The sequence below is a fragment of the Pontimicrobium sp. SW4 genome, from assembly GCF_039954625.1.
Classification (GTDB): domain Bacteria; phylum Bacteroidota; class Bacteroidia; order Flavobacteriales; family Flavobacteriaceae; genus Pontimicrobium.
Genome location: NZ_CP157199.1, coordinates 1,082,847 through 1,106,868 on the forward strand (window position 1 = coordinate 1,082,847; position 24,022 = coordinate 1,106,868).

Consider the following 24,022-nt stretch of genomic DNA (forward strand, 5'->3'; position numbering starts at 1 on the left):
TTAGAAACAAGTTAAATTATAATCTAAATAGTAATTTCTATACCTGTATGGTAAGCTTTTAAAAAAACCATAGCCTTTTTTATATTTTATACTATTGGAGTATTTTAAATCTCTTTTATATTCAGACCAATCACTATTATTGAGAAAAGGTATGATACTTTTCGGATGCACAAAAAATTCAGAGGAAAAATATTCTCCTTTAGGTAGAATAATTACAAATCTAGTACTATCAGGTAGGCTAGAGCGAATGTCTTCTAAGTAATTATTTCTTTTTATTAAGGTTAAACCTTTGTAGTCTTCATGTAAACTATCAAAACTGTATTTTGCTAAATGAAAAACTTTTGAGTTTGATTTTTTACTAACTTTTTTTATGCATTTTTTTTCACGATATAAATATCTTTTAAGGTTTTTTTTATGCCATGATTCAGGTAAAACACTTGACTTCCCCTTAAAATGTTTTTTTTCTCCATTTTGAAAAATATAATAGTCATATCCTCCCGAATTCATCTTATTAAGTTCATGTTTGACATAGCTTTCATAGCTTAAATGTCTATCTACAAATCTTAAAACAATGGTTTGGTCAGTTTGTGTTTCATTGTTTTTGTATAATTCTGACAATAATTTTTCATGAACTTCTGGTGAGATTCTTCCAAATTTAAACCTTGAATGTAGTATGTTTACTGCTAAAGAATCAGAAACAGAGCTTGTACAGCGATAAATACTCTTACCGCAATTATTTAAAAACTGCTCTTTAGTCATTCTATTCATGTCTTCATCAACATAAATTTCTTCAACTTGTGCGGTTGAAAAGAAAGGTATAAGAAGTAATAGTATTAAAAGGGATTTAACTGTAAAATTCATGTTTTAAGACAAAGGTTTTACCTTCCAAATATAACAGAAACTATTTGTTTTACCTTTTTATAATCCCAAAATAAAAGATAGATATTTGCTAATAACATTAATCCAGCAATTATTGGAGTGCCCTTAAAATTCATAGATACAACAATTATAAAAATGTTTATGATTATGGGTAAATAGAGTATGGCTCCCAAAAAGGTTGTTCTAGGTATTAATAACAGAACACCAACTAGCAATTGCATAAACCCTAAGAAGTTCCAGTAAAAACCAGTACGATATAAGCCTTCAAAAAAGAAGCCAACAGGTGTATCTATTCCTAAAATTGTAAACCGTTCCCCCAATACCTTTTTTAAACCAGAAGGTAAAAATGCTAGAAATAATAGTATTCTCGTTCCCCAGGTAAAAAGTGTAAAAAGGCGTTTTTTATATATACGATTATGAAGTTTTTCAATACTAGTCATTGTAATCGTTTATTTTAAGACGAATAATATTAATTGTTGTTACTTTTTGAGAGTTAATTATAAAAATCAATTGCTATTTTAGCATTAAAGTTTTAGAAAATGATATCGCAAGCCCAATTTCAAAAAGAAATAGATTTAATTATAAGCAATGCCATTAGAGAAGATGTTGGTGATGGAGACCATAGCTCATTGTCTTGCATTCCCAAAACTGCAAGAGGAAAAGCAAAATTACTTGTAAAAGACGAAGGGATAATTGCAGGTGTAGAATTTGCAAAACAAGTATTTACTTATGTTGATAAGGATATGACCGTTGACACATTAATTGAAGATGGAAGTAAAGTGAAGTTTGGTGATATTGTATTTTATGTTGAAGGTGCTTCCCAATCAATTTTAAAAGCAGAACGATTAGTCTTAAATGCCATGCAACGTATGAGTGCCATTGCCACTAAAACCAAACAGTTTGTTGATTTATTAGAAGGTACTGGAACTAAAATATTGGACACTAGAAAAACGACCCCAGGAATTAGAGCTTTAGAAAAATGGGCTGTAAAAATTGGAGGAGGAGAAAACCATAGGTTCGCATTGTACGATATGATTATGCTAAAGGATAATCACATAGATTTTGCAGGAGGAATTACCAAAGCGATTAATAAAACCAAAACATACCTTAATGACACTAATAGAGATTTAAAAATTATTGTAGAAGCCAGAAGCCTTGAGGAAATTAAAGAAATATTAGAAAGTGATGGTGTTTATCGCATATTGATAGATAATTTTAATTATGAAAATACCAGAAAAGCTGTAGCACTTATCGGAGGTAAATGCTTAACAGAATCTTCAGGAGGTATCAACGAAAAAACAGTACGTAAATATGCTGAGTGTGGTGTAGATTATATTTCAAGTGGCGCGTTAACACATTCGGTTTACAATATGGATTTAAGCTTAAAAGCTGTGTAATGACTAAGCACATTGAAGAACGATTAGATAAAATTCCTGTAATAAACTGGGTAGTTAGACTTTTAAAGAATATTAAACTACCAGGATTCGAAGGGCTTTCTATTTATGATCTTCTTGAAATGTATACCATAGGCATTGTCCAAGGAGCTTTAACGACACGTGCTAGTGCAATTGCTTTTAGTTTTTTTACAGCTATTTTTCCTTTTTTGTTATTTATCATAATTCTTATACCAATCATCCCATTTGAGAATTTCCAAAAAGAATTTTTAGAATTTCTAAACTCTTTTTTACCGCCACAAACATCAGAGTTTTTTAATGATAATATTTTTAATAATATAAGTGTAAATAAACAAGGAGGTTTACTGTCTACAGTATTTTTGTTATCCTTGCTTTTAATGGCAAATGGTGTAAACGCTGTGTTTTCTGGTTTTGAACATTCATATCACCAACAATTAACAAGAAACGTTTTTAAGCAATATTTATATGCTTTAGGAGTTGCAATAATTCTAGCAGTTTTGCTAATTGTTACTGTTGGGGTATTTGGTTATTTCCAAATTTCTATAGTTACACCGCTATATGAAAGTATTAGTGGAAAAGAGATAGATAGTTCTAATTCAGGACTATTTTGGGTGCAGTTTGTTAAATATGCTTTTTTTATCTTAATGATTTATATAGCTACTGCTACTTTATACTATTTTGGGACTAAAGAAGGTAGGCACTCTAAGTTCTTTTCGATTGGAGCTTTGTTTACTACATTATTAATTTTACTAACATCTTATCTTTTTGGTGTGTATATTGAAAATTTTTCTAAATACAATGAGCTTTATGGTTCTATTGGTGCTTTATTAATTTTGTTATTCTACTTATGGTTAAACTCAAATATTTTGCTCTTAGGATATGAACTTAATGCATCCTTACAGCAATTAAAGCGTAAGGTATAGTATGTTTAACTCAACTCATTTTATAGACGTTATACTACCAATTCCACTAGAAAAGCAATTTACCTATGCTATAACGCTAGCAGAATCTAAATTTCTAAAAACTGGTATGCGTGTTGCTGTGCCTTTTGGGAAGAGTAAAATATATACTGCATTAGTTTTAAACATTCATCAAAATACTCCTGAGGCTTATGAAGCCAAAGAAATTCACCAAATTCTGGATGAAATACCTTTGGTTAATGAATTTCAAATAAAGCTTTGGCAATGGATGTCTAGTTACTATATGTGTACTTTAGGAGACATTCTTAGAGCAGCATTACCAAGTACTTTTTTACTAGAAAGTGAGACTACCATTATTTTAAATAAAGATGAAGAAATTAACGATTTAGAGCTAAGAGACGATGAATTTTTAGTGTATGAAGCGCTGCAACATCAGTCTAGCTTAAAGATTCAAGATATTAGTAATATTCTTGATAAAAAAAATGTACTTCCTGTAATAAAACGACTTATTGAAAAAAACGTTATTACAGTTGAAGAAGAATTGTATGAAAAATATAAACCCAAATTAATACGATATGTCAAGCTAAATGAAACATACAAAAGCGAAAACGCATTACAAGAATTATTAGAAACATTAAGTAGAGCTCCAAAACAACGACAAATAATAATGTCGTTATTCACATTGAATTCCATTTCAAAAAAGGCAATAAAAGTATCAGATTTAATCAAAAAAAGTGAAGCATCTTCTGCACAAATAAAAGCATTAATTGATAAAGAAATTTTAGAAGGGTATTACTTAAAAACTGATAGAGTTTCTTTTGAAAAAGATGAAATTTTAGAATCTAAGTCTCTAAATAATGACCAAGAAATCACTTTAAATGAAATATCTAAATCATTTAAAAATCAAAATGTTACATTATTACACGGTGTTACATCATCTGGTAAAACAGAAATTTATGTAAAGCTTATTGAAGATGTTTTAAAACTAGAAAAACAAGTATTGTATTTAGTGCCAGAAATTGCGTTAACCTCTCAATTAGTAACCAGATTGAGCACATATTTTGGCAATCAAATTTCGGTATATCATTCACGGTATTCTTTAAACGAGCGTGTTGAGGTTTGGCATCATGTGTTAAATAATTCCGATAAGGCTAAAGTAATTCTTGGGGCGCGATCATCTGTATTTTTACCCTTCAATAATTTAGGGTTAATTATTGTAGACGAAGAGCATGAGCAATCGTATAAGCAATTCGATCCAGCACCTCGTTATCACGCACGCGATACTGCTATTGTGCTTGCTAATTTATTTAAAGCAAAAACACTCTTGGGCTCTGCAACACCTAGTATTGAGAGTTACTTTAATGCAGTAAAGGAGAAGAAGTATGGATTTGCAGAGTTAAATACACGTTACAATGATGTGTTAATGCCAGAAATAGAGCTTGTGGATATTAAAGACAAACAGAAGCGTAAGCGTATGCAAGGTCATTTTAGTGATAGATTAATCGAAGAAATGACAGAAGCTTTAGATAATGACAATCAAATAATATTATTTCAAAATAGAAGAGGTTTTTCTCCAATTATTGAGTGCAATACATGTGGACATTCACCACAATGCTCAAATTGCGATGTAAGTTTGACGTATCATCAATATAAAAATCAGTTGCGATGTCATTATTGTGGTTATGCTATTGCAATGCCTAAAAATTGTATAGCTTGTGGCAGCAGTGAGCTAGATAATAAAGGTTTTGGAACCGAGCAAATTGAAGCTGAGGTTAAAGTGTTATTTCCTAAAGCTAAAGTTGCTAGAATGGATTTGGATACCACTAGAGGAAAATATAGTTACGAACGAATTATTACAGCGTTTGAGCAACATGAAGTAGATGTATTAGTAGGTACGCAAATGGTCACTAAAGGCTTAGATTTTAGAAATGTGAAACTGGTTGGGATTATGAATGCAGATAGTCTATTAAATTTCCCTGATTTTAGGGCTCATGAGCGTAGTTTTCAATTGATGTTACAAGTTTCTGGAAGAGCAGGTAGAACAGATGTAAGGGGCAAGGTGCTTATTCAAACATATAATCCTTACCATAAAATTTTGCAGCAAGTATCTACTAATGATTATTTAGGGATGTTTTATGAACAAATGGATGAGCGTTATAATTATAAGTATCCACCAATTTATAGACTCATTAAAGTCACCTTAAGGCATCGAGATTATAACAAAGTAAATGATGGTGCAGAGTGGATGGCAAAATCATTTAGAAATGTGTTTAAGCAACATGTGTTAGGACCTGAGTTTCCGCCAATTTCTAGAATTAGAAATCAGTATCATAAAAATATACTTATTAAAATTCCTCAAAATCAATCTTTAGCAAAAACAAAAGAAGCTATTCTTAAAATTAAGAACAGCTTCTTGAGTATCAAAGATTTTCGTCCGATTAAAGTAATTCTAAATGTCGATAATTACTAGGGTTTAAATATTATTTAAAGCATCTACTAATTGCGTCTTCTTATTTCTACTTAAAGGAATTTCGTAAGCGCCAACTTCAACATTTTTACTGTTAAAGCGATCAATTTTATCTAGATTAACGATATAAGATTTATGAATTCTTAAGAATTTACCTTCTGGTAATTCTGCTTCGAAAGCTTTCATGGTAGATAATACCACTAAACTATTCTCTTCGGTTACTAATTTTACATAGTCACCAAGTGCTTCAATCCATTTTATATCCTTAATATAAACTTTTCTCTTTTTTAAATTACTTTTCACAAAGATATGCTCACCGTCAGTCTCTTTAAAATCCAGCGTTAATTTATGCTGTTCTAAAGCTTTGTCTACTGCAGTATTAAAGCGTTCTCTTGTAATTGGTTTTTGTAGATAATCTGTAGCATCGTAATTAAATGCTTTAAATGCATACTCTGTTTTACCAGTGACGAAAATAATTTGGGGTTTATTATTTAATACGTCAAGTAATTCAAAGCCATTTAAAACAGGCATTTCGATATCCAGAAAGATTAAGTCTACTTTGTGAGTATTGAGTCCGTTTTTCGTCTCCAGAGCGCTACTATATTCTGCTATCAAGTTAAGAGAAGGGTGGTTCTCTATAAGCTTGACAATAGATAAGCGTTGGATTGCGGAGTCATCTACAACAACACAGTTTAAAGTCATAACATTTCTTGTTTTAGGTTAAGATATCGACAATAGTACAAAAAATTCGGTTAAAAACCAAAAAACGCCGATAAACTGTTTTGTTTAACAAAATTTTAACATTTTATTAAGAGTGAAAAAATAGCTGTAAATATTGTTGTCTAAACAATAATAAATACCTATTTTTGCAGCCATTTTAAACATAAATAAATAATTTAATATGAATCATTACGAAACTGTTTTCATCTTGAATCCCGTTTTATCTGAAGATCAGATAAAGGAAACAGTAAAGAAATACGAAGATTTTCTTGTTTCTAAAGGTGCAAAGATGATAGCAAAGGAAGATTGGGGACTAAAAAAGTTAGCTTACCCAATCCAAAACAAAAAGAGTGGATTTTACCACTTATTTGAATTCACTGTAGATGGTGAAGTAATTAACCCACTAGAGGTTGAATTTAGAAGAGATGAGCGTTTTATGCGTTATTTAACTGTAGCGTTAGATAAGCATGCTATTTCTTGGGCAGAGAGAAGAAGAGTTAAACTTAAAGAAAAAGCGTAATTATGTCATCTATAGAACAACAGTCTAAAGGAAAAAAAGAAGGAGAAATTAGATATTTAACTCCTCTTAACATAGATACTAGCAAGAAAAAGAAGTATTGTATGTTTCAAAAATCTGGAATCAAGTATGTTGATTATAAAGACCCAGATTTTTTAATGAGATTTATAAACGAACAAGGTAAAATTTTACCAAGACGTCTTACAGGTACTTCATTGAAATACCAACGTAAGGTAGCTGTTGCAGTAAAAAGAGCACGTCATTTAGCATTGATGCCTTACGTAGCCGATTTATTAAAATAAAATACCGATAACAATGGAACTTATATTAAAACAAGACGTTGAAAATTTAGGATTTAAAGACGATGTTGTAACAGTTAAGAACGGTTATGGTAGAAATTTTTTAATTCCTCAAGGACAAGCGATATTAGCTACAAGCTCTGCTAAAAAAGTATTAGCAGAAAACTTAAAGCAAAGAGCTTTTAAAGAACAAAAAATTGTTGATGATGCTAATAAAGTAGCAGAAGCAATAAAAGCATTAGAAATTAAGATTACTGCTAAAGTAGGATCTGGTGATAAGTTATTTGGATCTGTAAATAACATCAATGTTTCTGAAGCTTTAGAGAAAGAAGGTCAAGAAATTGATAAGAAATATATTACTATCCCTGGTGGTAGTATTAAGCGTTTAGGTAAGTACACAGCAGTTGTTAGATTACACAGAGAAGTATCTGTTGATTTAGATTTCGAGATTGTACCACAAGCTTAATTAGCTTTTCACAATATAAAACTAACCGTTTGGATATACTTTCTAGACGGTTTTTTAATTTTTAAATATTACATCATGTCACGTATTACTCTATTTATAGTCTTATTAATCATTTTTTCTTGCAAAGGAAAGCCTAGTGGAACTAATGAAATTGTTACTAGTAGAGTAAAAGCATCTGCCTTAATTGAAGCTTTTAAGTATGCTGAAGGTAAAGATCCAATTATAAGTGTGCATCGTGGAGGTGTTGGATTAGTAAATTACCCTGAGAATTGTTTAGAAACAATTGAATATGTAAACGATAGTATTTCAGCAGTATTTGAAATTGACGTAGCAAAAACCAAAGATGGTGTTTTGGTATTAATGCACGATAATACACTTGAACGAACCACTACTGGAACAGATAGAATAGAGAAGTACACATATCAAGAATTACAAGCATTTAATTTAGTAGATGATTTTGAAAATGTAACAACGTTTAAAATTCCAAAATTCATAGATGTATTAGCATGGGCTAAAAATAATAATGCTATTCTTACAGTAGATATTAAGCGAAGTGTTGACGTTGCCGAAGTCATAGAAGCGATTAGAGAACAACAAGCTGAGGATGCCTCAGTGATTATTACATATGATGTAAAGCAAGCAATTAAAGCATACCAATTAGCTCCAGACTTATTATTATCAGTTTCAGCCAGAAATCAAGAAGAATTACAACGGTTGTTAGAAACTGATATTCCAACAGAAAATATGATTGCTTTTACTGGGACTAGATTGTCTGATGTCAAATTGTATAACGAATTGCATCAATTAGGAATCACAACTATGCTAGGAACGCTTGGTAACTTAGATAAACAAGCTGAAACTAGAGGAGATAACTTATATATGACATGGCGTAAACTAGGAATAGATGTGTTTGCAACAGATAGACCTTTTCAAGCTGCTGCCGCATTAAATATTATTAAATAAAAAGAATAGATTTTTTAAAATGAAGTACGCGAGATTATCCAAAGAACAATTTGAAGAACTACACCAAGAATTCATAAACTTTTTAGCGACACAGTCTATTACAGCAGACGAGTGGAAAGATATTAAAACTAATAAACCAGAAGTTGCTGAACAAGAATTAGACGTTTTTAGCGATTTAGTTTGGGAAGGTGTACTAACCAAAGCCGAATATTTAGAAAATATATCACCACAGCATATATATCTATTTCATTTAGCTGAAGCTCAAATAGAGTTAATTGGTTTAAAAGTTACTAATACAGCTATAGATTTAACCACTAGAGAAGGGTTTTCGTGGTTGCGTGAAAATTTAATGGATGATACAGTGGAGCTCTTTCAGGCAAAAAAAGAGTACTCTGATGATAAGCAACTAGATAAGTTTGCTTTAATACAGCAAGGGTCAGTTATTACAAAAGGCGATTTGTTTAAGTATTTTGATAAGTTGGTACATTAATTTTGTCATTCCTGCGAAGGCAGGAATCTATTTCAAATTATTTTAGAGGATGATAAATCGATTAGTCACTTCGAGTAATTCCGAAGTATGAGGAATTGTATCGAGAAGTTTTCTAATGAAAAAGCTCGCAATGACGATTTCATTAATTATTTTTGTCATTCCTGAGTAGTCACTGAGCTTGTCGAAGTGCAGGCAGGAATATTTTACGATAATTATTAAAAAGATACCTGCCTTCGCAGATAGTTGATATGGCACAAAAACCAAGCATTCCAAAAGGGACTAGAGATTTTAATCCAGAGCAAGTTGCAAAACGTAACTACATATTTAATACCATTAAGTCTAGTTTTGAACGTTTTGGATTTCAGCCCATAGAAACACCTAGTTTCGAGAATTCGGATACCTTAATGGGAAAGTATGGGGAAGAAGGAGATAGATTGATTTTTAAGATTTTGAATTCTGGAGATTACTTATCTAAAGCTAATGAAAATGCCTATAATGAGAAGGATTCAAATAAATTAACTCCAAGTATCTCTGAAAAAGCCCTACGTTACGATTTGACTGTGCCATTTGCACGCTACGTCGTACAACACCAAAACGATATTGTATTTCCTTTTAAGCGCTATCAAATTCAACCAGTTTGGAGGGCAGATAGACCACAGAAAGGACGTTTTAGAGAGTTTTATCAATGTGATGCCGATGTGGTTGGTTCTACATCGTTATGGCAAGAGGTGGAGTTTGTGCAACTGTATGATGAAGTATTTACCAACTTAGGATTAAAAGGAACAACCATAAAAATTAATAATCGTAAGATTTTATCTGGAATTGCTGAAGTTATTGGCGCTCAAGATAAATTAATTGATTTTACTGTAGCCCTTGATAAGTTGGATAAAATAGGAGAGGAGAAGGTAAAAGAAGAGATGTTAAGTAAAGGCATTTCTGAAGAAGGTATTTCTAAATTGCAACCTCTGTTTACTTTAAAAGGTGATTTTGGTAACCAAATTGGAAGTTTAAAAACAATTTTAAGTACTTCAGAAATTGGATTGAGAGGAATTGAAGAATTAGAGTTTATAGATAAAGCTATTTCTACTTTACAATTAAAGTCGGCATTATTGCAATTAGATGTCACCCTCGCAAGAGGTCTAAACTATTACACAGGTGCTATATTTGAAGTGTCTGCACCAGAAGGTGTACAAATGGGTTCTATTGGTGGTGGAGGTCGTTACGATGACCTTACTGGCATTTTTGGAATGCCAAATGTGAGTGGCGTTGGTATTAGTTTTGGTTTAGATAGAATTTATTTGGTTCTTGAAGAGTTAAATTTATTTCCGGAAACGGTAAGTAATAAAGTAGATGTGTTATTTATAAATTTTGGAGATAAAGAAGCTTTATTTGGTCTTAAAGCCATTAAGGCTTTAAGAGAAAAAGGCTTTAATGCAGAATTATATCCCGACACAGCAAAAATGAAAAAACAAATGACCTATGCAAACAGAAGAGATATTCCTTATGTTGTTTTGGTAGGTGAGGAGGAACTTAAAAATAATCAATATACCCTTAAGGAAATGAGTTCAGGTGAACAGCAAAAATGCTCGCTTGATGAACTTCTAAATAAAGTTAAATAATAAATGGCTCCAAGAAATTGGAGCCATTTAATTTTAACTAACTAATAAATTTAAGTTTTCAGAGCAATTTTATTCGACAATTACTTTTTTAATAATTGTTTCTTTTTCAGTTTTTATAGTTATTATATATGCTCCTGCATTAATGTTTTGGACTCTTACTTCATTATAACTACTATTGTTAACACTTTCGTTTTTGTAAACAGATTGTCCAAGTATGTTAATCATTTCTACACCATTAATATTTCTATTTGAAGGATTAATAATTATGATACTTTTAATACTATTAGAGTAATGAGTATCAACAATAGTAGATTCTTCTTGAATAGGCTCTTCTTCCTCTTCTTCTTCACTAGTTCCAAAGCTAATTTCGAATCTTTCGAGATGCTCACCAGGTGTAAGATATACTTGATAGTCACCCTCTTTAAGTTCATGATATACTTCTAATTCTTTATCATGCAGATAAATAATTGTGTTTTTAGAAATATTTTCTAAATAATCTATTCTAATAGTTGCAGTACCTTCTTGTTCTACTTTTACAGCAAAAGGAATTATTCTATCATCATTAAAATCGCTTACGCCTTGAATAGTAAAATAGTTGTCATCAATAGTCCAATACATATCTTCTTCGTTGATGTCGATAATTGGAGCGTCATATCCAATATCATGACCATCAGTAGTATTACTATCTGCTCCAACTAATAGTTGTCTGTGATACCCTTTAGGAGAGTCATACATCAACCTTATTTTTTCACGTAAATCAACTTTGTCACTAGTTCTAGTGTTGTTATTTGAAACAGTGTTTTTTCCTTTTTTGTCACCACCACTTCTCATAAACACTGAAGGATCTGAAGCTTCAGTTCTAAAAGTACGCTGACTGTTTTTAAAAGTTATTGTTCCACCAGTATCTGCCGTAACAAAGAATCCTTGTCCAACAGGAATATATTGCTGAGGTGTTTTCACACCTGAAGCTCCAGTGTTATTAATACGAATATCGTTGGAGATGGCGGTTGTACCACCTATAAGTGTATAGGTGCCATAGCCTCCTTGGTACTGTGATAGAACATGTGTAGAACTAGCAAAATGTTCCCAAAAATATAGGGCACCATCAATAATATTTGAAGGAGCTCTACCAGCGCCATCGCTAATATTATCTAGTATAAATTCATCTGCATCAATTGCTGAGGCATATGGATTTCCAATTAAATAATCATTACCAGCAGATAACGTTAATGTTATATCAGCATTATGAGGTTTTCCATTAAAAACATAATTTTGTTCGGTTGAAATAGCGCCACCAGTATCAGTAGTTCCTTTCATAGTAAAACCTTCACCAGGTTGTAATGATCCTGTACTTCTCACATGTTGCCATGATGGATAATTGTCGGTTACTTGGTTAGCATATTTCCATATCCAATAATCAGCAATTCCAACAGGCGATCCAGAAGTTCCATCATAACCAGAAGTTAGCCAACTAATACCTAAAGGTGTAGCAGGAGTTGTTCCATCGTTGAGTACATCAGGGAGTGTATAATTATTATTGTTTGTTGTTGCATTACTAACACCTACAGGTGCAGCCCAATAGTTATAGGTATACAAATCGGCAGTACCTTGTTGATCACGTTCTAATGTACCACTAGATGTAGCGTCTAAGTCACTAAGATTTGTTTGTATTAATTGCGATTCTCCTTCAAGGTCTATAGTACCATCAATTTTTAAGTAATGTGTAACGGTTAATCCATTACCAGTGCCAGCAGCAGTATTACCATTGACTTGTAATTCATTACTGGATACTATTAGCCCTAAAACTGAACGCTCACGGCCAAGACCTGCATTAGTATCTATAGTAATGTTATGATTTGTTTCTACAATATTCCAATCTATAGGAGTTACTCCGTCTACAATAGATAAAGCATTTGGTAATGTCTGTACACTATTGTTTAACCAAGTAGCATCAGTAGTCCAAGGACCATTAGCTTGTGATTGATATGGTAGTGGAGCAGTTTGAAAATCGACAGTATTTAAATTTCTTAAGGCACCTTGGTGATTATTACCTGACAAATCATTTGTATTTGTATACGTATATACAGACATAGGATAATATCCTGCTAAACTAGCCCAAGGAACAGCACTTATTTCGTTATTTGTTATAGAAGTAGGTATTACATCACCATACTCTAATGCTAAAGTAGCATCATTAGATATTTCCTGATTCATGATATATCTAAGTTGACCAGAAGTAAGCGCAGTATCCCATACTCTAACTTCATCAATATTTCCCGCAAAATAATCAGTTGTATTAGGGTCGTAGCCATCAGCCGCTGCCATTAGGAATTTTCGTGATGTTGCTACTGGTGCCGCTAAAGATGATGCAGAAGTATCAGCAACACCGTCAATAAATAAAGTTGCAGTACCACTATTATAAATTACTGCTACTTGGTGCCATTCATTTTCTGGAATAGCCACAGAAGAAGTTAAAGTAACTGCACCACCATTATAAGTAAATACAAGTCTTCCAGTTGCATTTATTCTTAAATCATATCCTTCAGTAAATGCATTATCTCTTTTTGAAACAATAGAGGCATTTGTAGTGCCTGTGTCTCTTTTAATCCATGCAGAGATAGTAAAGGCTGATGTATTTAAATCTAAATTATCTTCAACATCTACATAATCTACAACGCCATCAAAATAAATTGAGCGTTCTACAATTACTTGAGGAGCATAGCCAAAAGTGATGTATTTTGTACTATTAAAATCATAATCTGTTTCCAAGTTCCCGCTTCCGTCAGGAGTCATTACTCTATAATCGGCAGTAGGATCAAATATAGGTGTATCTGAAATAAACATTAAATAACTTCCAGGAGGAGAGATGTTTCTAATGGCATTTTGAGGTATTCTAACCGATACGGAAGGGATATCACCACCATTTTCTACTACTTTCCAAATACGTTGCATCCCAGTAAAAGTTACTGGAGTTGATAATCCACCTATACCAGAACTCATATCGACATTTATTACAGAAGCTGCTAAGTTTAAATCTGCACCATTATTACCCCAAACTAAATATTCTTTATCATTTAGTTCTGTAGGGTTACTTGATTTATTTAAGTTATTTGTGGCATATATGTCTGAAAGCCCAATGGTCAATATGCCCTCAATAGGCCCTGTGCCATCAGTTGCATTATTTACACTACTAGATTGTTTTTGGTTAAGCCCAGAACTTGCATCACGACCAATACCAGCAATGTCATAATTATAACCACTATTTTCAGATTGATCCCAAATAACAGTTCCATCACTATCTACATAATCTTGAGAGGTACCATTAACACCTAAAGTAATACCATATTTTATGCCTAAATAAGATTGTATTCTATTACGTTCATCAGTTAAGTCGGCATCACTTTTTCTAGATGAAAAGGTGATGATTTCTGCCATTCGAGCATTTAAACTTGCTTCCCAACCTTCACTTCGCCCAATCCAATATCTTGAATTAGTTACATTAGAAAAATCTGGAATGTCATTTTGTGTAGTTTCAATATTATTTGCATTATAATATAACTCTTGTTGTGTTGCACCAGCATTATTTCGTGCATTAATAATACCAATATTATTATAAGAACTACCTGTTCCAATTTCTGCAACACCATATCCTAAACCAGCATTAGTAGTACCAACGGAAAAGCATATTATTTCATCAGTAAAACGACCAGTAAAATCTCCAGTACCAATACCAGTGGCATCAGTTTCGTTAGTTCCTGGATTCTCATCACCACAAAACACATCAAAAAAACCATAACTGTTGTTTATTGGAGTATCATCCGGTATCATAACTACAAATATTTCTTGGGTATACATACCGCTTGTGCCTTCTAAAAATTGTGTGGATGTATCGTCAAATGAAAAGTCACCATCTAAAGTATATGTAGCATAAGAATTATCAAATTCTACAACAGGGTTAAAATTAACGTTCTTTGTCGCGTTATCTCGGTAAGTAGGCTCTTGACCAGCAGTATTTACCGTTGCATCAGCTCCATTTCCTTGGTCACTCCACAAACCTACACTTTGTCCATCAGTATATGCTAATCCATCAGTTCCTTTAAGCCATAATCCTAAATTTGTAGTAACACCTCCAGGAGCTTCAGTGTTTATTCCAGTTCCTTGAATATTAAATACATATGTGAATTCATCACTATCATTATTTGCAATGGTTAACGTTGCAGATCTTAACCCTACTGCGCTAGGGTCAAAAGTTATTGCAAATGTTGTATTACTAGCAGCAGAAATTGGTGTATTTGGAATAGTTGTTACTGTAAAATCGGCTGCATTTGTTCCAGAAACTACTACATAAGGTGAAATACCAGTTAGGTTTAAATTATTTACAGTTCCTAAATTTTCGATAGTAAAAGTGTTTACGTTTGTAACACCAGTTATATGTACATTTCCAAAATCTGTACCATCTGTCAAAGATGGGGTTAAGTCATTATTTACTATATCTACAGAGTTTCCAGTTATATTTATTTCTTGAACAGTTGAAGTCCCATAGCCTTGAATATCAAAATTATAAGGGTTTTCATCACTATCGTCATTAGCAATAGTTAGTGTAGCTGTTCTTAAACCAGCAGCACTTGGGTTAAAGGTTACTGTAAAAGTCGTACTTCCAGAAGCAGCAATTGGTGTTGTTGGGTTTGTAGTAACACTAAAATCAGCAGCATGAGTACCAGAAACTGCTACATAGGTAGGTCCAGTACCAGTTAGGTTAAGTACTCCAGTATCAGTATTTTGAATAGTAAATGTGTTAGCATTAGATCCTGCTGCTACATCTATATTACCAAAATTTGTATCATCAGTTAGTGAAGGTGTTGTATCTCCATCAACAATAGATACAGCATTACCTTGGATGTTTATTTCGGGAGTTAGAACGCAAGCTCCTCCTCCACCAGATACATTAAAATAAACTGTTGTTCCAGAAGCATTAGCCCCCGCTCCAGAATTAGTTAATACAGTAGCTCCTCCTGAAGTAATTGTAACATTAGATGCACCACCATTCCAACCGTCTCCATAGATGTCATACATGATGATATAATAATTTGAGGCATCACTTAAGCATCCCAAGTTTAATGAGGTGCTATAAGTTCGATTGCCTCCATCATAAGCATCATCAATTGTAGCTATAGTTGTCCCTCCTGGGGTATAGATTACTACACGATTTTCTCCAGACCAACTAGGCCAATTAACAGAAACAATAACTTCTGATGTTTGTGAAGAAGCATTCGTTGAAAGTAGCATACCTAATATAAGTATACTAGACCTTATTAAAAAAGTATTTTTTTTCATAAGAGGTTAAATATTAGTTTGGGACTAATTAAAATTTAAGCAAATATATACTAGTAATCCATGAAATGCAAATAAAATCGATAAACGGTAAGTTGTAAAATTAAAATATTGATTATCAATTGTTTATTTTTTTAAGATTTAACTCATTTTTAATGATTTTTTACTATTTATTTGTTTTTAAGGCTTTTTTCTACTATAAAAAAGAAGATTTCGTAAGAATATACTTAATCTATACCATTTAGGGTTAAGAGTTAATCATTTATAATAAATGAGTTAACTTATAGTAATAAAAAAGGCGACTTAATAAGGTCGCCTTTTTTATTACTATATATTTAAAAATTTAATTTTTTATAAGTTTTTTAATAACATTTTTCCCAGTATTAGTATCAGTTATCTTAAGAAAATATGCACCTTGAGATAGTGTATTTAATGAGCTAATTCTAAGCTTTCCATTGTTATTTGTTGATGTTGTATTGATTGCTCTACTTCTAATGTCATATAGAATAAGTTCTACATTATCACTATTTACGTTTAATGGTAGCTCTATATCTATTGAGTTTTTAAAAGGGTTTGGATATACATTTGCTAGATTAAGAATGTTATCTTTGATATTTAAAGGGTCTTCAACAGTTACTACTACTTCACTTCTTGGGCTTACTATATTTTCAATTTCCCAATCATAAAAGAAATAATAAAATCCTGTACCAGCATTACTATTTTTTATAGAAATTGAACCATTAGTATATGGGTAGCTTACTGCTGCATTATTTCTATATAGGTTAAACCCTGTAGACATATTAACACTTACTAGTCTTAAATCTGTACCTATAGGTATTAAAAAATCTAAATCGATTTGTTGTACTCCTGAATTTTCAACAAGGATAATTTCTGCATCTAATACCTTACCAGTGTTATCTTGTAATTGTACTTCAATTTCACCAGCTTGTTGAGCGTTAATGGTAACTTTATTTAATCTAACAATTTCTGTTGCATCAAAAACTAAATAACGCTCAGTAGATCCACCAGCAAAGAAACCTCCATTTACAGCATTATCGGTTGAGCCTACGTTTCCTTTTGTAATTTCATCTTCAGCAAAATACGATCTAGTTGCTGTTAAAGTAGGAGTAGTATAATTTGCTCCTACATATACAGGTGTAGTATCATCAATATTTTCATACCAATTAATTGTACCTGAGCCTGTAGCTGATAAAGATGCAGTTTCTCCACTATTAATTGTTACATCACTAGCTGTTGGTGCAGATGTAGTTGCTACTAGAGTTACATTTTGTATGGTTGTAGCATTGTCTACTACAGTTGTAGAAATTGTTTGTGATATATATCCAGGTGCTGAATAAGTAACATTATATGTACCTCCTTTTACTAATTTTTGGTATTCGCCTAGACCAGATTCTGACATTCTAAATGTATTTAATTTATCATGTCCTACAATTTCTATTTTTGCTACAACTGGATTTCCAGACTCATCAGTTATAAATCCTTGTATTCCGTAGTTTGCTTGCTTTATAAAGTCTAAGAAAGCTTGTTTATTATATGTCCAATGAGCAGGTAAATTTGGACCACTTACCCATTTAGTATCTGATAATTCAAGAGTAACTTCTTTATCTCCATGATAAAAATTCATAAAATCTTGTCTTCCTCCATAAACTCTGTACCATTCTGCACCATGAGTTACACCTGGACTCACAATATAATGTGAATCATCGTCAGCTGTCATATATCCAGAAGGACTATTGTTTTGTGCGTTTGTAGCATACTCAACAGAAATATATTCAAAGTAATCAGTATCAGCATGAGTATATTGACTTACATAAGCATTATCATAAGGGTAATTAACTAATTCAGTACCTCCATGTAAATTTGCAGATAGCACAAAGTTTTTGCTTTTGGCATAATTAATAAATGCTATAGTTTCATCTTCATAAGTACCATCATAGTGTAATCCAGCTACATTATCAGGGTAATTTCTGTTTAAATCTTGACCACTATCGTTAGCTCTTATTGGGCTACTAATTACATCAGTATCACCTAATCTATATGATCCATCTGGATTAGCATTAGGATTGATGTAGATTTCAGTTGAGTTAACTATGTTGGTAACTTCAGTATCTGTGCCATAGTTTGTTAGTAAATAGTCAATTAACCTAATCATTAACGGAAAACCTACTAATTCATCACCATGCATTGTAGAAGTATAGAAAAATTCAGGTTCCCCTTCATTAACGGACACATTATCAGTAATTTTTAATACTAATAGCTCTCTACCGCTTTGTGTTGTTCCAATACTTTCTAAAGAGCATAAAGTTGGATAGTTTGTTGCATAGTAATTCATTTTTGCAACATATTCAGAATATTTAGGGTAAGAGTCCCAAGTTGTATCCCAACCTGCTCTTCGTCTTGAGTTTTCTGTTTGTACTAGTAAGTCTTTTTTAGATGATTCACTTACATGTGGATTAAATGGCAATTCATTATCATTCTTTGATACGTCGTATGATAATCCATATTCTAAGAATTTCGAAAATGTTTTTTTGTTAGCATAAGCTTCAACTATTAATTCACCTCTTTTAATAGGTTTATGTCCTAAAGATAAAAATGAAGAAATTTCTTCCAATTGTTCAATTGAGTTGGCTTTAAATGTAAAGCATACTTCTCCTTTAGTTTCTAGGTAAGCTTCTGCTTTTTGTTTAGCTGTATTTTGCGCATAAATATTGCTGCAAATAAGCATAAATAAAATAGGAATAAGAGTAATTTTTTTCATTAGACTTAGGGTTAAAGTTTTTAGAAATTTTTTGCTAATATATAATTATTATCTATAAAATGCATAAAAATCCGATTAAATGCAATATTCTTTTGCGATAAAATAATTAAAGCATTAAAAATAAGCTGTTTACTAAAAATAGATGTAAGAATAATAGTTAGTGCTTTTTTTGATTTGAGAAGGCATAGCTTTATTGTATAAGTAGTTGGCATTCTGTATATTGTTCATTAGTAATAACTCGATTTAAATCAATAAAATGAAGAATACCCGAAGAGTTTTTTTAAAGTCAGGCGCTTTATTAACATCTATAGTACTTTTTCCCTCCTTTACTTCTAAAGCCTCATTAATTAAAGAATCTTCCTTAGATATAGATAATGATAGATTTGATCCATGGATTGAAATAATACCCGAAGCTATAAAACACAATGTAAAAGCTTTATATAAGCTTTCAGGAAATAGGCCCATTATGGCAGTTATAAAAAATAATGGTTATGGGTTAGGTGATGTAAATGTGGCTAAAATATTAGAAGAAATGCCAGAAATTGTTGGTTTTGCAGCTGTAAAAACTGACGTTTGTTTAGCTGTTAGAAATGCTGGAATACGCAAGCCAATATTACACATGGGAATGACAACTGATAAAGATTTTGAAACATTAGTTTCCCATGATATACAATTATCAATATATAATGAAGGAATGCATAAGCTACTTGATGAAATATCTGTAAAAGCTGGTAAGCCAGTGAATGTTCATTTATATATTGATACAGGAATGAGCCGTATGGGAATTCCTTATCATAAAGCTCTTCCTTGGATCGAAAATATTGCTTCAAGTAAAAACATTAATATTCTTGGTGCATTTATGGGATTTACTGAAGAGCCTGAGTATGATAAAATTCAATTAGAGAGACTGAAAAGCTTAAGTAATGAAGTATCAAAAAAAGGAATTGATATAGGTAAGCTGCATGCGGCATCTTCCAATGCTATTTTTCATTTTCCAGATTCGGCTTTAGATATGGTAAGACCAGGAATTAGTTTATATGGTGCTTATCCTACATATTATGAGAAAGAAAAAAAGATTTCAGAACTGAAAGTTGCTTATAGATTTAAGGCGAGAATTGTTAGAGTTGAGCAACTACGTGTTGGAGATAGTGTGAGTTACGGACGTAATTATATTGCAAAAAAACCAGTATGGGTAGCTACAATTCCAATTGGACATGCCGATGGTTATATACGTAATGCTGTTAAGGGAGCAAAAATTTTGGTGAATGGTAAGGTATATCCAGTTATTGGAGCTGTGAGTGCTAGTCATACTATAATTGAACTTGGAAGCAGTAAAGAGGTTGAAGTAGGAGATGTGGCAATTTTAGAAGGACCAGATCACATTGAGATTCATCCAAATCATATTTCAGATGTAACTGGTACTTCAGTGTATGATATTTTAATGCATTTAAGCTCTCGATTACCAAAAAGTATTGTTTAGATAATTCTTGTATGCTTTTTAATTTGAAAGTTAACTTTGAAGCTTTAAATAAAAAAACCTGATACTTAGTATCAGGTTTTATCTTTAGTAGCGAGACCGAGATTTGAACTCGGGACCTCTGGGTTATGAATCCAACGCTCTAACCAACTGAGCTATCTCGCCATATCATTGCGGCTGCAAATATAAAAACAAAATGATTTAGAGCAAATATTAACCCAACAAAAATATTTTTAATTTTTAGTTTTAAAACTAAATAATTAATGTATATATTAACCATCTAATTTTTTTTAGAATTTATGGATGATAAAATAAAAATTGACTTAGAGTTTCCAATACATGCATCACCTCAATTACTATATCAATACATTTCAACACCATCTGGGTTGTCCGAATGGTTTGCAGATAATGTAAATTCAAGAGGCGAGCTATTCACCTTTATATGGGATGATAGTGAGGAGCAAGCTAAGCTTTTAAGTAAAAAAAACGGAGAACGTGTAAAGTTTAAATGGCAAAATGGTGAAGATGATGCAGCTTATTTTGAAATTAGAATTCAGGTAGATGATATTACTAAAGATGTGTCATTAATGGTAACAGATTTTGCTGATAAAGATGAAGTAGATGAAGTAAAAATGCTTTGGGAAAATCAAATTTCAGATTTAAAGCAAGTACTGGGATCAGCATAACTATTCTTATTAAATAAATTATATTTGTCCCGATTTATTCGGGACTTTTTTTATGGTAAATATTAACGGAAACATTTTACAAGAAACAACGGCTTCTCTTCCAATAAATAACAGAGGTTTTAATTATGGGGATGCTGTTTTTGAAACAATTAAAATATCACATTCTAAAATACTTTTTTTTGAAGATCATTATTTTAGATTAATGGCTTCAATGCGTATTTTAAGAATGGAAATACCAATTAGTTTTACTCTAGAATTTCTTGAAAATGAAATTTTAAAGCTTGTTGAGACTAATAATCAAAAACAGAAACCTGTAAGAGCAAAACTAGTTGTTTATAGAGAGAGCGAAGGATTATATACGCCTAGTACTAATGATATTTCTTATCTCATTACTACAAAGATCTTGGATGATGATTTTTATGAGTTTAATGAAGAAACATTTAAAGTGGATCTTTATAAAGATCACTATATATCACCTAGTTTATTATCTACTTTGAAAAGCAATAACAGGCTTATCAATGTAATAGGAGGTATATATGCTAAAGAAAACAAACTCGATAATTGTTTATTGCTAAATACTAATAAAAGTGTTGTTGAAGCGCTAAATTCGAATATCTTTTTAGTTAAAGGGAAAAATATTAAAACACCACCAATAAGTGATGGTTGTGTAAAAGGTATTATGAGAAAGCAAATTATTGAGAAAATTAGGCAAATTCCCGATTATACTATTGAAGAAACTTCTATTTCTCCATTTGAATTACAGCAAGCAGATGAACTGTTTTTAACAAATGTAATTTCTGGAATACAACCAATAACTAATTATAGAAAAAAGCAATTCTCAATCAGTTTTTCTAAAAGTGTATTAGCTAAATTGAATGTAAAAGTAAGGTTAACTTAGTTATAGCTAGGGTTTTCAGGCGCATTGGACCAAATACTATATTCGCCTCCCAATTCGAGCATTTTTTCTTTCCAAAAATTCACATCATTTTTTTCAATAATGGATTTTTTATAAACATTAGCTGCTACTATCCAAGTATTAGAAAGCAACTCACTAGCAAGTTGCTTGTTTTCCCAACCTGTATATCCTAAAAAGAATCTAATATCATTATTGCTTAAGGTATTATTATTAATAAGTTCAGTAACTTTTTCAAAATCACCTCCCCAATAAATACCATTAGATATTTCTATGCTATTTGGAATTAACTCAGGAACTTTATGAATAAAATATAAATTATCCTGCTCCACAGGACCTCCGTTATAAATCTTAAAAGCACCTTCTATTTCTGGAATTAAATCACTGATAGTGTAATCCAGCGGTTTGTTTAGTATAAAACCTATAGATCCTTCTTCATTGTGGTCGGCTAATAAAATCACAGATCGATTAAAAGAGACATCCCCTAAAATGGATGGTTCAGCTATGAGCAAATGGCCTTTTTTTGGGTTATGATTAACCATATTCACTAAGTTTATATCTACAATCTAATACATATTTATTTAAAAAGCAATATTTTGTAGCGCTCTTAAACTAAAAAAGGTTCGTTATTCAACGAACCTTTTAATATAAAATTATGCTTACTTTTTAGTTTACAGCATTACCTAAATCAGATCCAGCTTTAAACTTTACAACGTTTTTAGCTTTGATTTTTATAGTTTTTCCTGTTTGTGGATTTCTTCCATCTCTAGCAGCTCTTCTTGTAACTGACCATGATCCAAAACCTACTAAAGAAACTCTGTTTCCTTTTTGTAATGCTCCTTCAATGTCAATTAATAGACCATCTAATGCTTTTTTAGCAGCAGCTTTAGTAATTCCAGCGTTTTCTGCCATTCCATTGATTAAATCTGTTTTGTTCATAAAATTAAGTTTTAAATTGTTTATTATTTGGGTTAACTTTTTTGTTAAATCCTACACAAAATTATACGTATAATCCATTCACACAAGTAATAGCAAGGGAAAAACGTGTTTTTGTTGATAACTTAATGCAATTGTTAATAAAGACGACTAATTTTCACTTAAAATTTGTAATATCAGCAATCACAAGGGTTTAGAGCATTTTTGCATCTTTATTAAATGTATAACCATTAAGAAGTGAAATAATATCCATTTTGCGCTTTCCAGGAAGTTTAATTTCTTTTAATATTATAAATCCATTTTTCACAGCTACTTTCACAGATTTTTTTGAGCTTACAATTTCTCCAATACTAAAACTATGATCTTGCTTTTGTTTTTCGACTTTATAGACCTTAAGGTTTAATTCGCTATCTCCATTATCTAACAAACTCCATGCTGCTGGATATGGACATAATCCTCTTATTTTATTATAGATATTATCGAGCGAGTCTGTCCAATCTATTTTGCAATTATCTTTATTTAGTTTGTGTGCTGTTTTTATTTTGACATTTTTTGGTTGTGGAATCGTTTTAACTGTACCCTTTTTTATTAACTCGACAGTCTTTATAACTAATTCACTTCCTAAATGCATTAATTTATCATGTAAAACACCTGAAGTTTCATCTGGTGATATCTCTACTTCAGATTGAAGAATCATTTCTCCTGTATCAATATGTTCATCTATAAAAAAAGTAGAAACTCCAGTTTTTGTTTCTCCATTAATAATAGCCCAATTAATTGGAGCTGCACCTCTATAATTTGGTAATAATGATGCATGCAAATTAAATGTGCCATACTCTGGCATTTGCCAAACTATTTTTGGTAACATTCTAAATGCTACAACAATTTGGAGGCTAGCCTCTAAGGACTTTAGTTTTTCAATAAAATGGTCATTTTTTAGATTTGTTGGTTGTAAAATGTTTAACCCAATAGATTTTGCATACTCTTTCACAGGACTTTCATGAAGTTTTCTTCCTCTTCCTGCTGGTTTGTCAGGTGCTGTAATTACGCCTACTATATTATAGTCGTTTTCTACTAACGATTTTAAAATAGTAACTGCAAAATCGGGTGTTCCCATAAATACAATTCTTAAATCTTTTGTCATA

General features: G+C 31.7%; 20 protein-coding genes and 1 tRNA gene. 12 read left to right on the forward strand and 9 right to left on the reverse strand.

Features of this window, described 5'->3' with window-relative positions; genetic code table 11:
- Both ABGB03_RS05175 and ABGB03_RS05180 read right to left on the reverse strand, forming a co-directional pair.
- Positions 1 to 861 carry a hypothetical protein gene (locus tag ABGB03_RS05175; RefSeq protein WP_347925420.1) on the reverse strand — a complete coding sequence of 287 codons (861 nt, stop codon included), beginning with the start codon at positions 859 to 861 and terminating at the stop codon, positions 1 to 3.
- A 17-nt stretch (positions 862 to 878) separates the two neighbouring features.
- Complete coding sequence (locus tag ABGB03_RS05180) at positions 879 to 1,319, reverse strand: DoxX family protein (RefSeq protein ID WP_347925422.1); 441 nt, start codon at positions 1,317 to 1,319, stop codon at positions 879 to 881.
- Between the two features lie 99 nt (positions 1,320 to 1,418).
- Here ABGB03_RS05180 and nadC point away from each other — a divergent pair, with 99 nt between their 5' ends.
- Genes nadC through priA form a run of 3 tightly spaced genes read left to right on the forward strand, consistent with a single transcriptional unit; the run spans position 1,419 to position 5,684 of the window.
- Positions 1,419 to 2,276 (forward strand): carboxylating nicotinate-nucleotide diphosphorylase, encoded by an 858-nt coding sequence (gene nadC / locus ABGB03_RS05185; RefSeq protein WP_347925423.1) that lies wholly within the window; start codon positions 1,419 to 1,421, stop codon positions 2,274 to 2,276.
- On the forward strand, positions 2,276 to 3,217 hold the full coding sequence (locus ABGB03_RS05190) for a YihY/virulence factor BrkB family protein (RefSeq protein ID WP_347925424.1): 942 nt from the start codon (positions 2,276 to 2,278) through the stop codon (positions 3,215 to 3,217). The genes nadC and ABGB03_RS05190 overlap by 1 nt, the downstream gene beginning before the upstream one ends.
- Before the next feature lies 1 nt (position 3,218).
- A complete protein-coding gene (gene priA, locus ABGB03_RS05195; RefSeq protein WP_347925426.1) occupies positions 3,219 to 5,684 on the forward strand; it encodes a primosomal protein N' in 2,466 nt (821 codons plus the stop codon).
- Positions 5,685 to 5,687: 3 nt separating this feature from the next.
- Here the strand turns inward: priA and ABGB03_RS05200 are convergent, their stop codons facing one another.
- Positions 5,688 to 6,383, reverse strand: coding sequence for a LytTR family DNA-binding domain-containing protein (locus ABGB03_RS05200; RefSeq protein ID WP_136842991.1), 696 nt, complete (start codon positions 6,381 to 6,383; stop codon positions 5,688 to 5,690).
- Positions 6,384 to 6,582: 199 nt separating this feature from the next.
- Here ABGB03_RS05200 and rpsF point away from each other — a divergent pair, with 199 nt between their 5' ends.
- From rpsF to hisS, 6 genes are all read left to right on the forward strand, one after another.
- A complete protein-coding gene (gene rpsF, locus ABGB03_RS05205; RefSeq protein ID WP_347925428.1) occupies positions 6,583 to 6,921 on the forward strand; it encodes a 30S ribosomal protein S6 in 339 nt (112 codons plus the stop codon).
- Positions 6,921 to 7,220: a 30S ribosomal protein S18 gene (gene rpsR / locus ABGB03_RS05210; RefSeq protein ID WP_347926382.1), complete on the forward strand. Its 300-nt coding sequence runs from the start codon at positions 6,921 to 6,923 to the stop codon at positions 7,218 to 7,220. Before rpsF ends, rpsR begins: the two co-directional genes overlap by 1 nt.
- A gap of 13 nt (positions 7,221 to 7,233) precedes the next feature.
- Positions 7,234 to 7,683, forward strand: a complete 450-nt coding sequence (gene rplI, locus ABGB03_RS05215; protein WP_347925430.1) for a 50S ribosomal protein L9 — start codon at positions 7,234 to 7,236, stop codon at positions 7,681 to 7,683.
- A gap of 75 nt (positions 7,684 to 7,758) precedes the next feature.
- Positions 7,759 to 8,646 (forward strand): glycerophosphodiester phosphodiesterase family protein, encoded by an 888-nt coding sequence (locus ABGB03_RS05220; protein ID WP_347925432.1) that lies wholly within the window; start codon positions 7,759 to 7,761, stop codon positions 8,644 to 8,646.
- A 19-nt stretch (positions 8,647 to 8,665) separates the two neighbouring features.
- Positions 8,666 to 9,136: a DUF6495 family protein gene (locus ABGB03_RS05225; protein ID WP_347925433.1), complete on the forward strand. Its 471-nt coding sequence runs from the start codon at positions 8,666 to 8,668 to the stop codon at positions 9,134 to 9,136.
- Between the two features lie 248 nt (positions 9,137 to 9,384).
- Positions 9,385 to 10,755 (forward strand): histidine--tRNA ligase, encoded by a 1,371-nt coding sequence (gene hisS / locus ABGB03_RS05230; RefSeq protein ID WP_347925434.1) that lies wholly within the window; start codon positions 9,385 to 9,387, stop codon positions 10,753 to 10,755.
- A 69-nt stretch (positions 10,756 to 10,824) separates the two neighbouring features.
- Here the strand turns inward: hisS and ABGB03_RS05235 are convergent, their stop codons facing one another.
- Both ABGB03_RS05235 and ABGB03_RS05240 read right to left on the reverse strand, forming a co-directional pair.
- Entirely contained in the window at positions 10,825 to 16,089 is a 5,265-nt protein-coding gene (locus ABGB03_RS05235; RefSeq protein WP_347925435.1) for a choice-of-anchor D domain-containing protein, read from the reverse strand.
- A gap of 340 nt (positions 16,090 to 16,429) precedes the next feature.
- Positions 16,430 to 18,865: a M14 family zinc carboxypeptidase gene (locus tag ABGB03_RS05240; RefSeq protein ID WP_347925437.1), complete on the reverse strand. Its 2,436-nt coding sequence runs from the start codon at positions 18,863 to 18,865 to the stop codon at positions 16,430 to 16,432.
- A gap of 256 nt (positions 18,866 to 19,121) precedes the next feature.
- Between ABGB03_RS05240 and alr the strand changes: the two genes are divergently transcribed.
- Positions 19,122 to 20,345 (forward strand): alanine racemase, encoded by a 1,224-nt coding sequence (gene alr / locus ABGB03_RS05245; RefSeq protein ID WP_347925439.1) that lies wholly within the window; start codon positions 19,122 to 19,124, stop codon positions 20,343 to 20,345.
- Positions 20,346 to 20,433: 88 nt separating this feature from the next.
- Here alr and ABGB03_RS05250 read toward each other — a convergent pair.
- Positions 20,434 to 20,507 (reverse strand) — tRNA-Met (locus ABGB03_RS05250).
- A gap of 134 nt (positions 20,508 to 20,641) precedes the next feature.
- On the opposite strand from ABGB03_RS05250, the gene ABGB03_RS05255 reads away from it, so the two are divergent.
- Together ABGB03_RS05255 and ABGB03_RS05260 are read left to right on the forward strand one after the other, a co-directional pair.
- The gene (locus ABGB03_RS05255) at positions 20,642 to 21,028 is read left to right on the forward strand and encodes an START-like domain-containing protein (protein ID WP_347925441.1); all 387 of its coding nucleotides are present in this window, start codon (positions 20,642 to 20,644) and stop codon (positions 21,026 to 21,028) included.
- 52 nt (positions 21,029 to 21,080) lie between these two features.
- Entirely contained in the window at positions 21,081 to 21,926 is an 846-nt protein-coding gene (locus ABGB03_RS05260) for an aminotransferase class IV (protein ID WP_347925443.1), read from the forward strand.
- Here ABGB03_RS05260 and ABGB03_RS05265 read toward each other — a convergent pair.
- From ABGB03_RS05265 to fmt, 3 genes are all read right to left on the reverse strand, one after another.
- Positions 21,923 to 22,483, reverse strand: coding sequence for a YqgE/AlgH family protein (locus tag ABGB03_RS05265; protein WP_347925445.1), 561 nt, complete (start codon positions 22,481 to 22,483; stop codon positions 21,923 to 21,925). The two genes, ABGB03_RS05260 and ABGB03_RS05265, sit on opposite strands and share 4 nt — an antisense overlap.
- Before the next feature lie 124 nt (positions 22,484 to 22,607).
- The gene (locus ABGB03_RS05270) at positions 22,608 to 22,880 is read right to left on the reverse strand and encodes an HU family DNA-binding protein (protein WP_347925446.1); all 273 of its coding nucleotides are present in this window, start codon (positions 22,878 to 22,880) and stop codon (positions 22,608 to 22,610) included.
- A 190-nt stretch (positions 22,881 to 23,070) separates the two neighbouring features.
- The gene (gene fmt / locus ABGB03_RS05275; RefSeq protein WP_347925448.1) at positions 23,071 to 24,021 is read right to left on the reverse strand and encodes a methionyl-tRNA formyltransferase; all 951 of its coding nucleotides are present in this window, start codon (positions 24,019 to 24,021) and stop codon (positions 23,071 to 23,073) included.
- Position 24,022 lies beyond the last annotated feature (1 nt).

What these genes read in the sequence shown, in the direction of transcription:
- ABGB03_RS05175 (WP_347925420.1), bottom strand. Translation starts at nt 861, where the DNA reads ATGAATTTTACAGTTAAATCCCTTTTAATACTATTACTTCTTATACCT.
- alr (WP_347925439.1), top strand. Translation starts at nt 19,122, where the DNA reads ATGAAGAATACCCGAAGAGTTTTTTTAAAGTCAGGCGCTTTATTAACA.
- hisS (WP_347925434.1), top strand. Translation starts at nt 9,385, where the DNA reads ATGGCACAAAAACCAAGCATTCCAAAAGGGACTAGAGATTTTAATCCA.
- ABGB03_RS05240 (WP_347925437.1), bottom strand. Translation starts at nt 18,865, where the DNA reads ATGAAAAAAATTACTCTTATTCCTATTTTATTTATGCTTATTTGCAGC.
- ABGB03_RS05180 (WP_347925422.1), bottom strand. Translation starts at nt 1,319, where the DNA reads ATGACTAGTATTGAAAAACTTCATAATCGTATATATAAAAAACGCCTT.
- ABGB03_RS05200 (WP_136842991.1), bottom strand. Translation starts at nt 6,383, where the DNA reads ATGACTTTAAACTGTGTTGTTGTAGATGACTCCGCAATCCAACGCTTA.
- ABGB03_RS05190 (WP_347925424.1), top strand. Translation starts at nt 2,276, where the DNA reads ATGACTAAGCACATTGAAGAACGATTAGATAAAATTCCTGTAATAAAC.
- ABGB03_RS05260 (WP_347925443.1), top strand. Translation starts at nt 21,081, where the DNA reads ATGGTAAATATTAACGGAAACATTTTACAAGAAACAACGGCTTCTCTT.
- nadC (WP_347925423.1), top strand. Translation starts at nt 1,419, where the DNA reads ATGATATCGCAAGCCCAATTTCAAAAAGAAATAGATTTAATTATAAGC.
- priA (WP_347925426.1), top strand. Translation starts at nt 3,219, where the DNA reads ATGTTTAACTCAACTCATTTTATAGACGTTATACTACCAATTCCACTA.
- ABGB03_RS05220 (WP_347925432.1), top strand. Translation starts at nt 7,759, where the DNA reads ATGTCACGTATTACTCTATTTATAGTCTTATTAATCATTTTTTCTTGC.
- ABGB03_RS05255 (WP_347925441.1), top strand. Translation starts at nt 20,642, where the DNA reads ATGGATGATAAAATAAAAATTGACTTAGAGTTTCCAATACATGCATCA.
- ABGB03_RS05235 (WP_347925435.1), bottom strand. Translation starts at nt 16,089, where the DNA reads ATGAAAAAAAATACTTTTTTAATAAGGTCTAGTATACTTATATTAGGT.
- rpsF (WP_347925428.1), top strand. Translation starts at nt 6,583, where the DNA reads ATGAATCATTACGAAACTGTTTTCATCTTGAATCCCGTTTTATCTGAA.
- fmt (WP_347925448.1), bottom strand. Translation starts at nt 24,021, where the DNA reads ATGACAAAAGATTTAAGAATTGTATTTATGGGAACACCCGATTTTGCA.
- ABGB03_RS05225 (WP_347925433.1), top strand. Translation starts at nt 8,666, where the DNA reads ATGAAGTACGCGAGATTATCCAAAGAACAATTTGAAGAACTACACCAA.
- ABGB03_RS05270 (WP_347925446.1), bottom strand. Translation starts at nt 22,880, where the DNA reads ATGAACAAAACAGATTTAATCAATGGAATGGCAGAAAACGCTGGAATT.
- ABGB03_RS05265 (WP_347925445.1), bottom strand. Translation starts at nt 22,483, where the DNA reads ATGGTTAATCATAACCCAAAAAAAGGCCATTTGCTCATAGCTGAACCA.
- rplI (WP_347925430.1), top strand. Translation starts at nt 7,234, where the DNA reads ATGGAACTTATATTAAAACAAGACGTTGAAAATTTAGGATTTAAAGAC.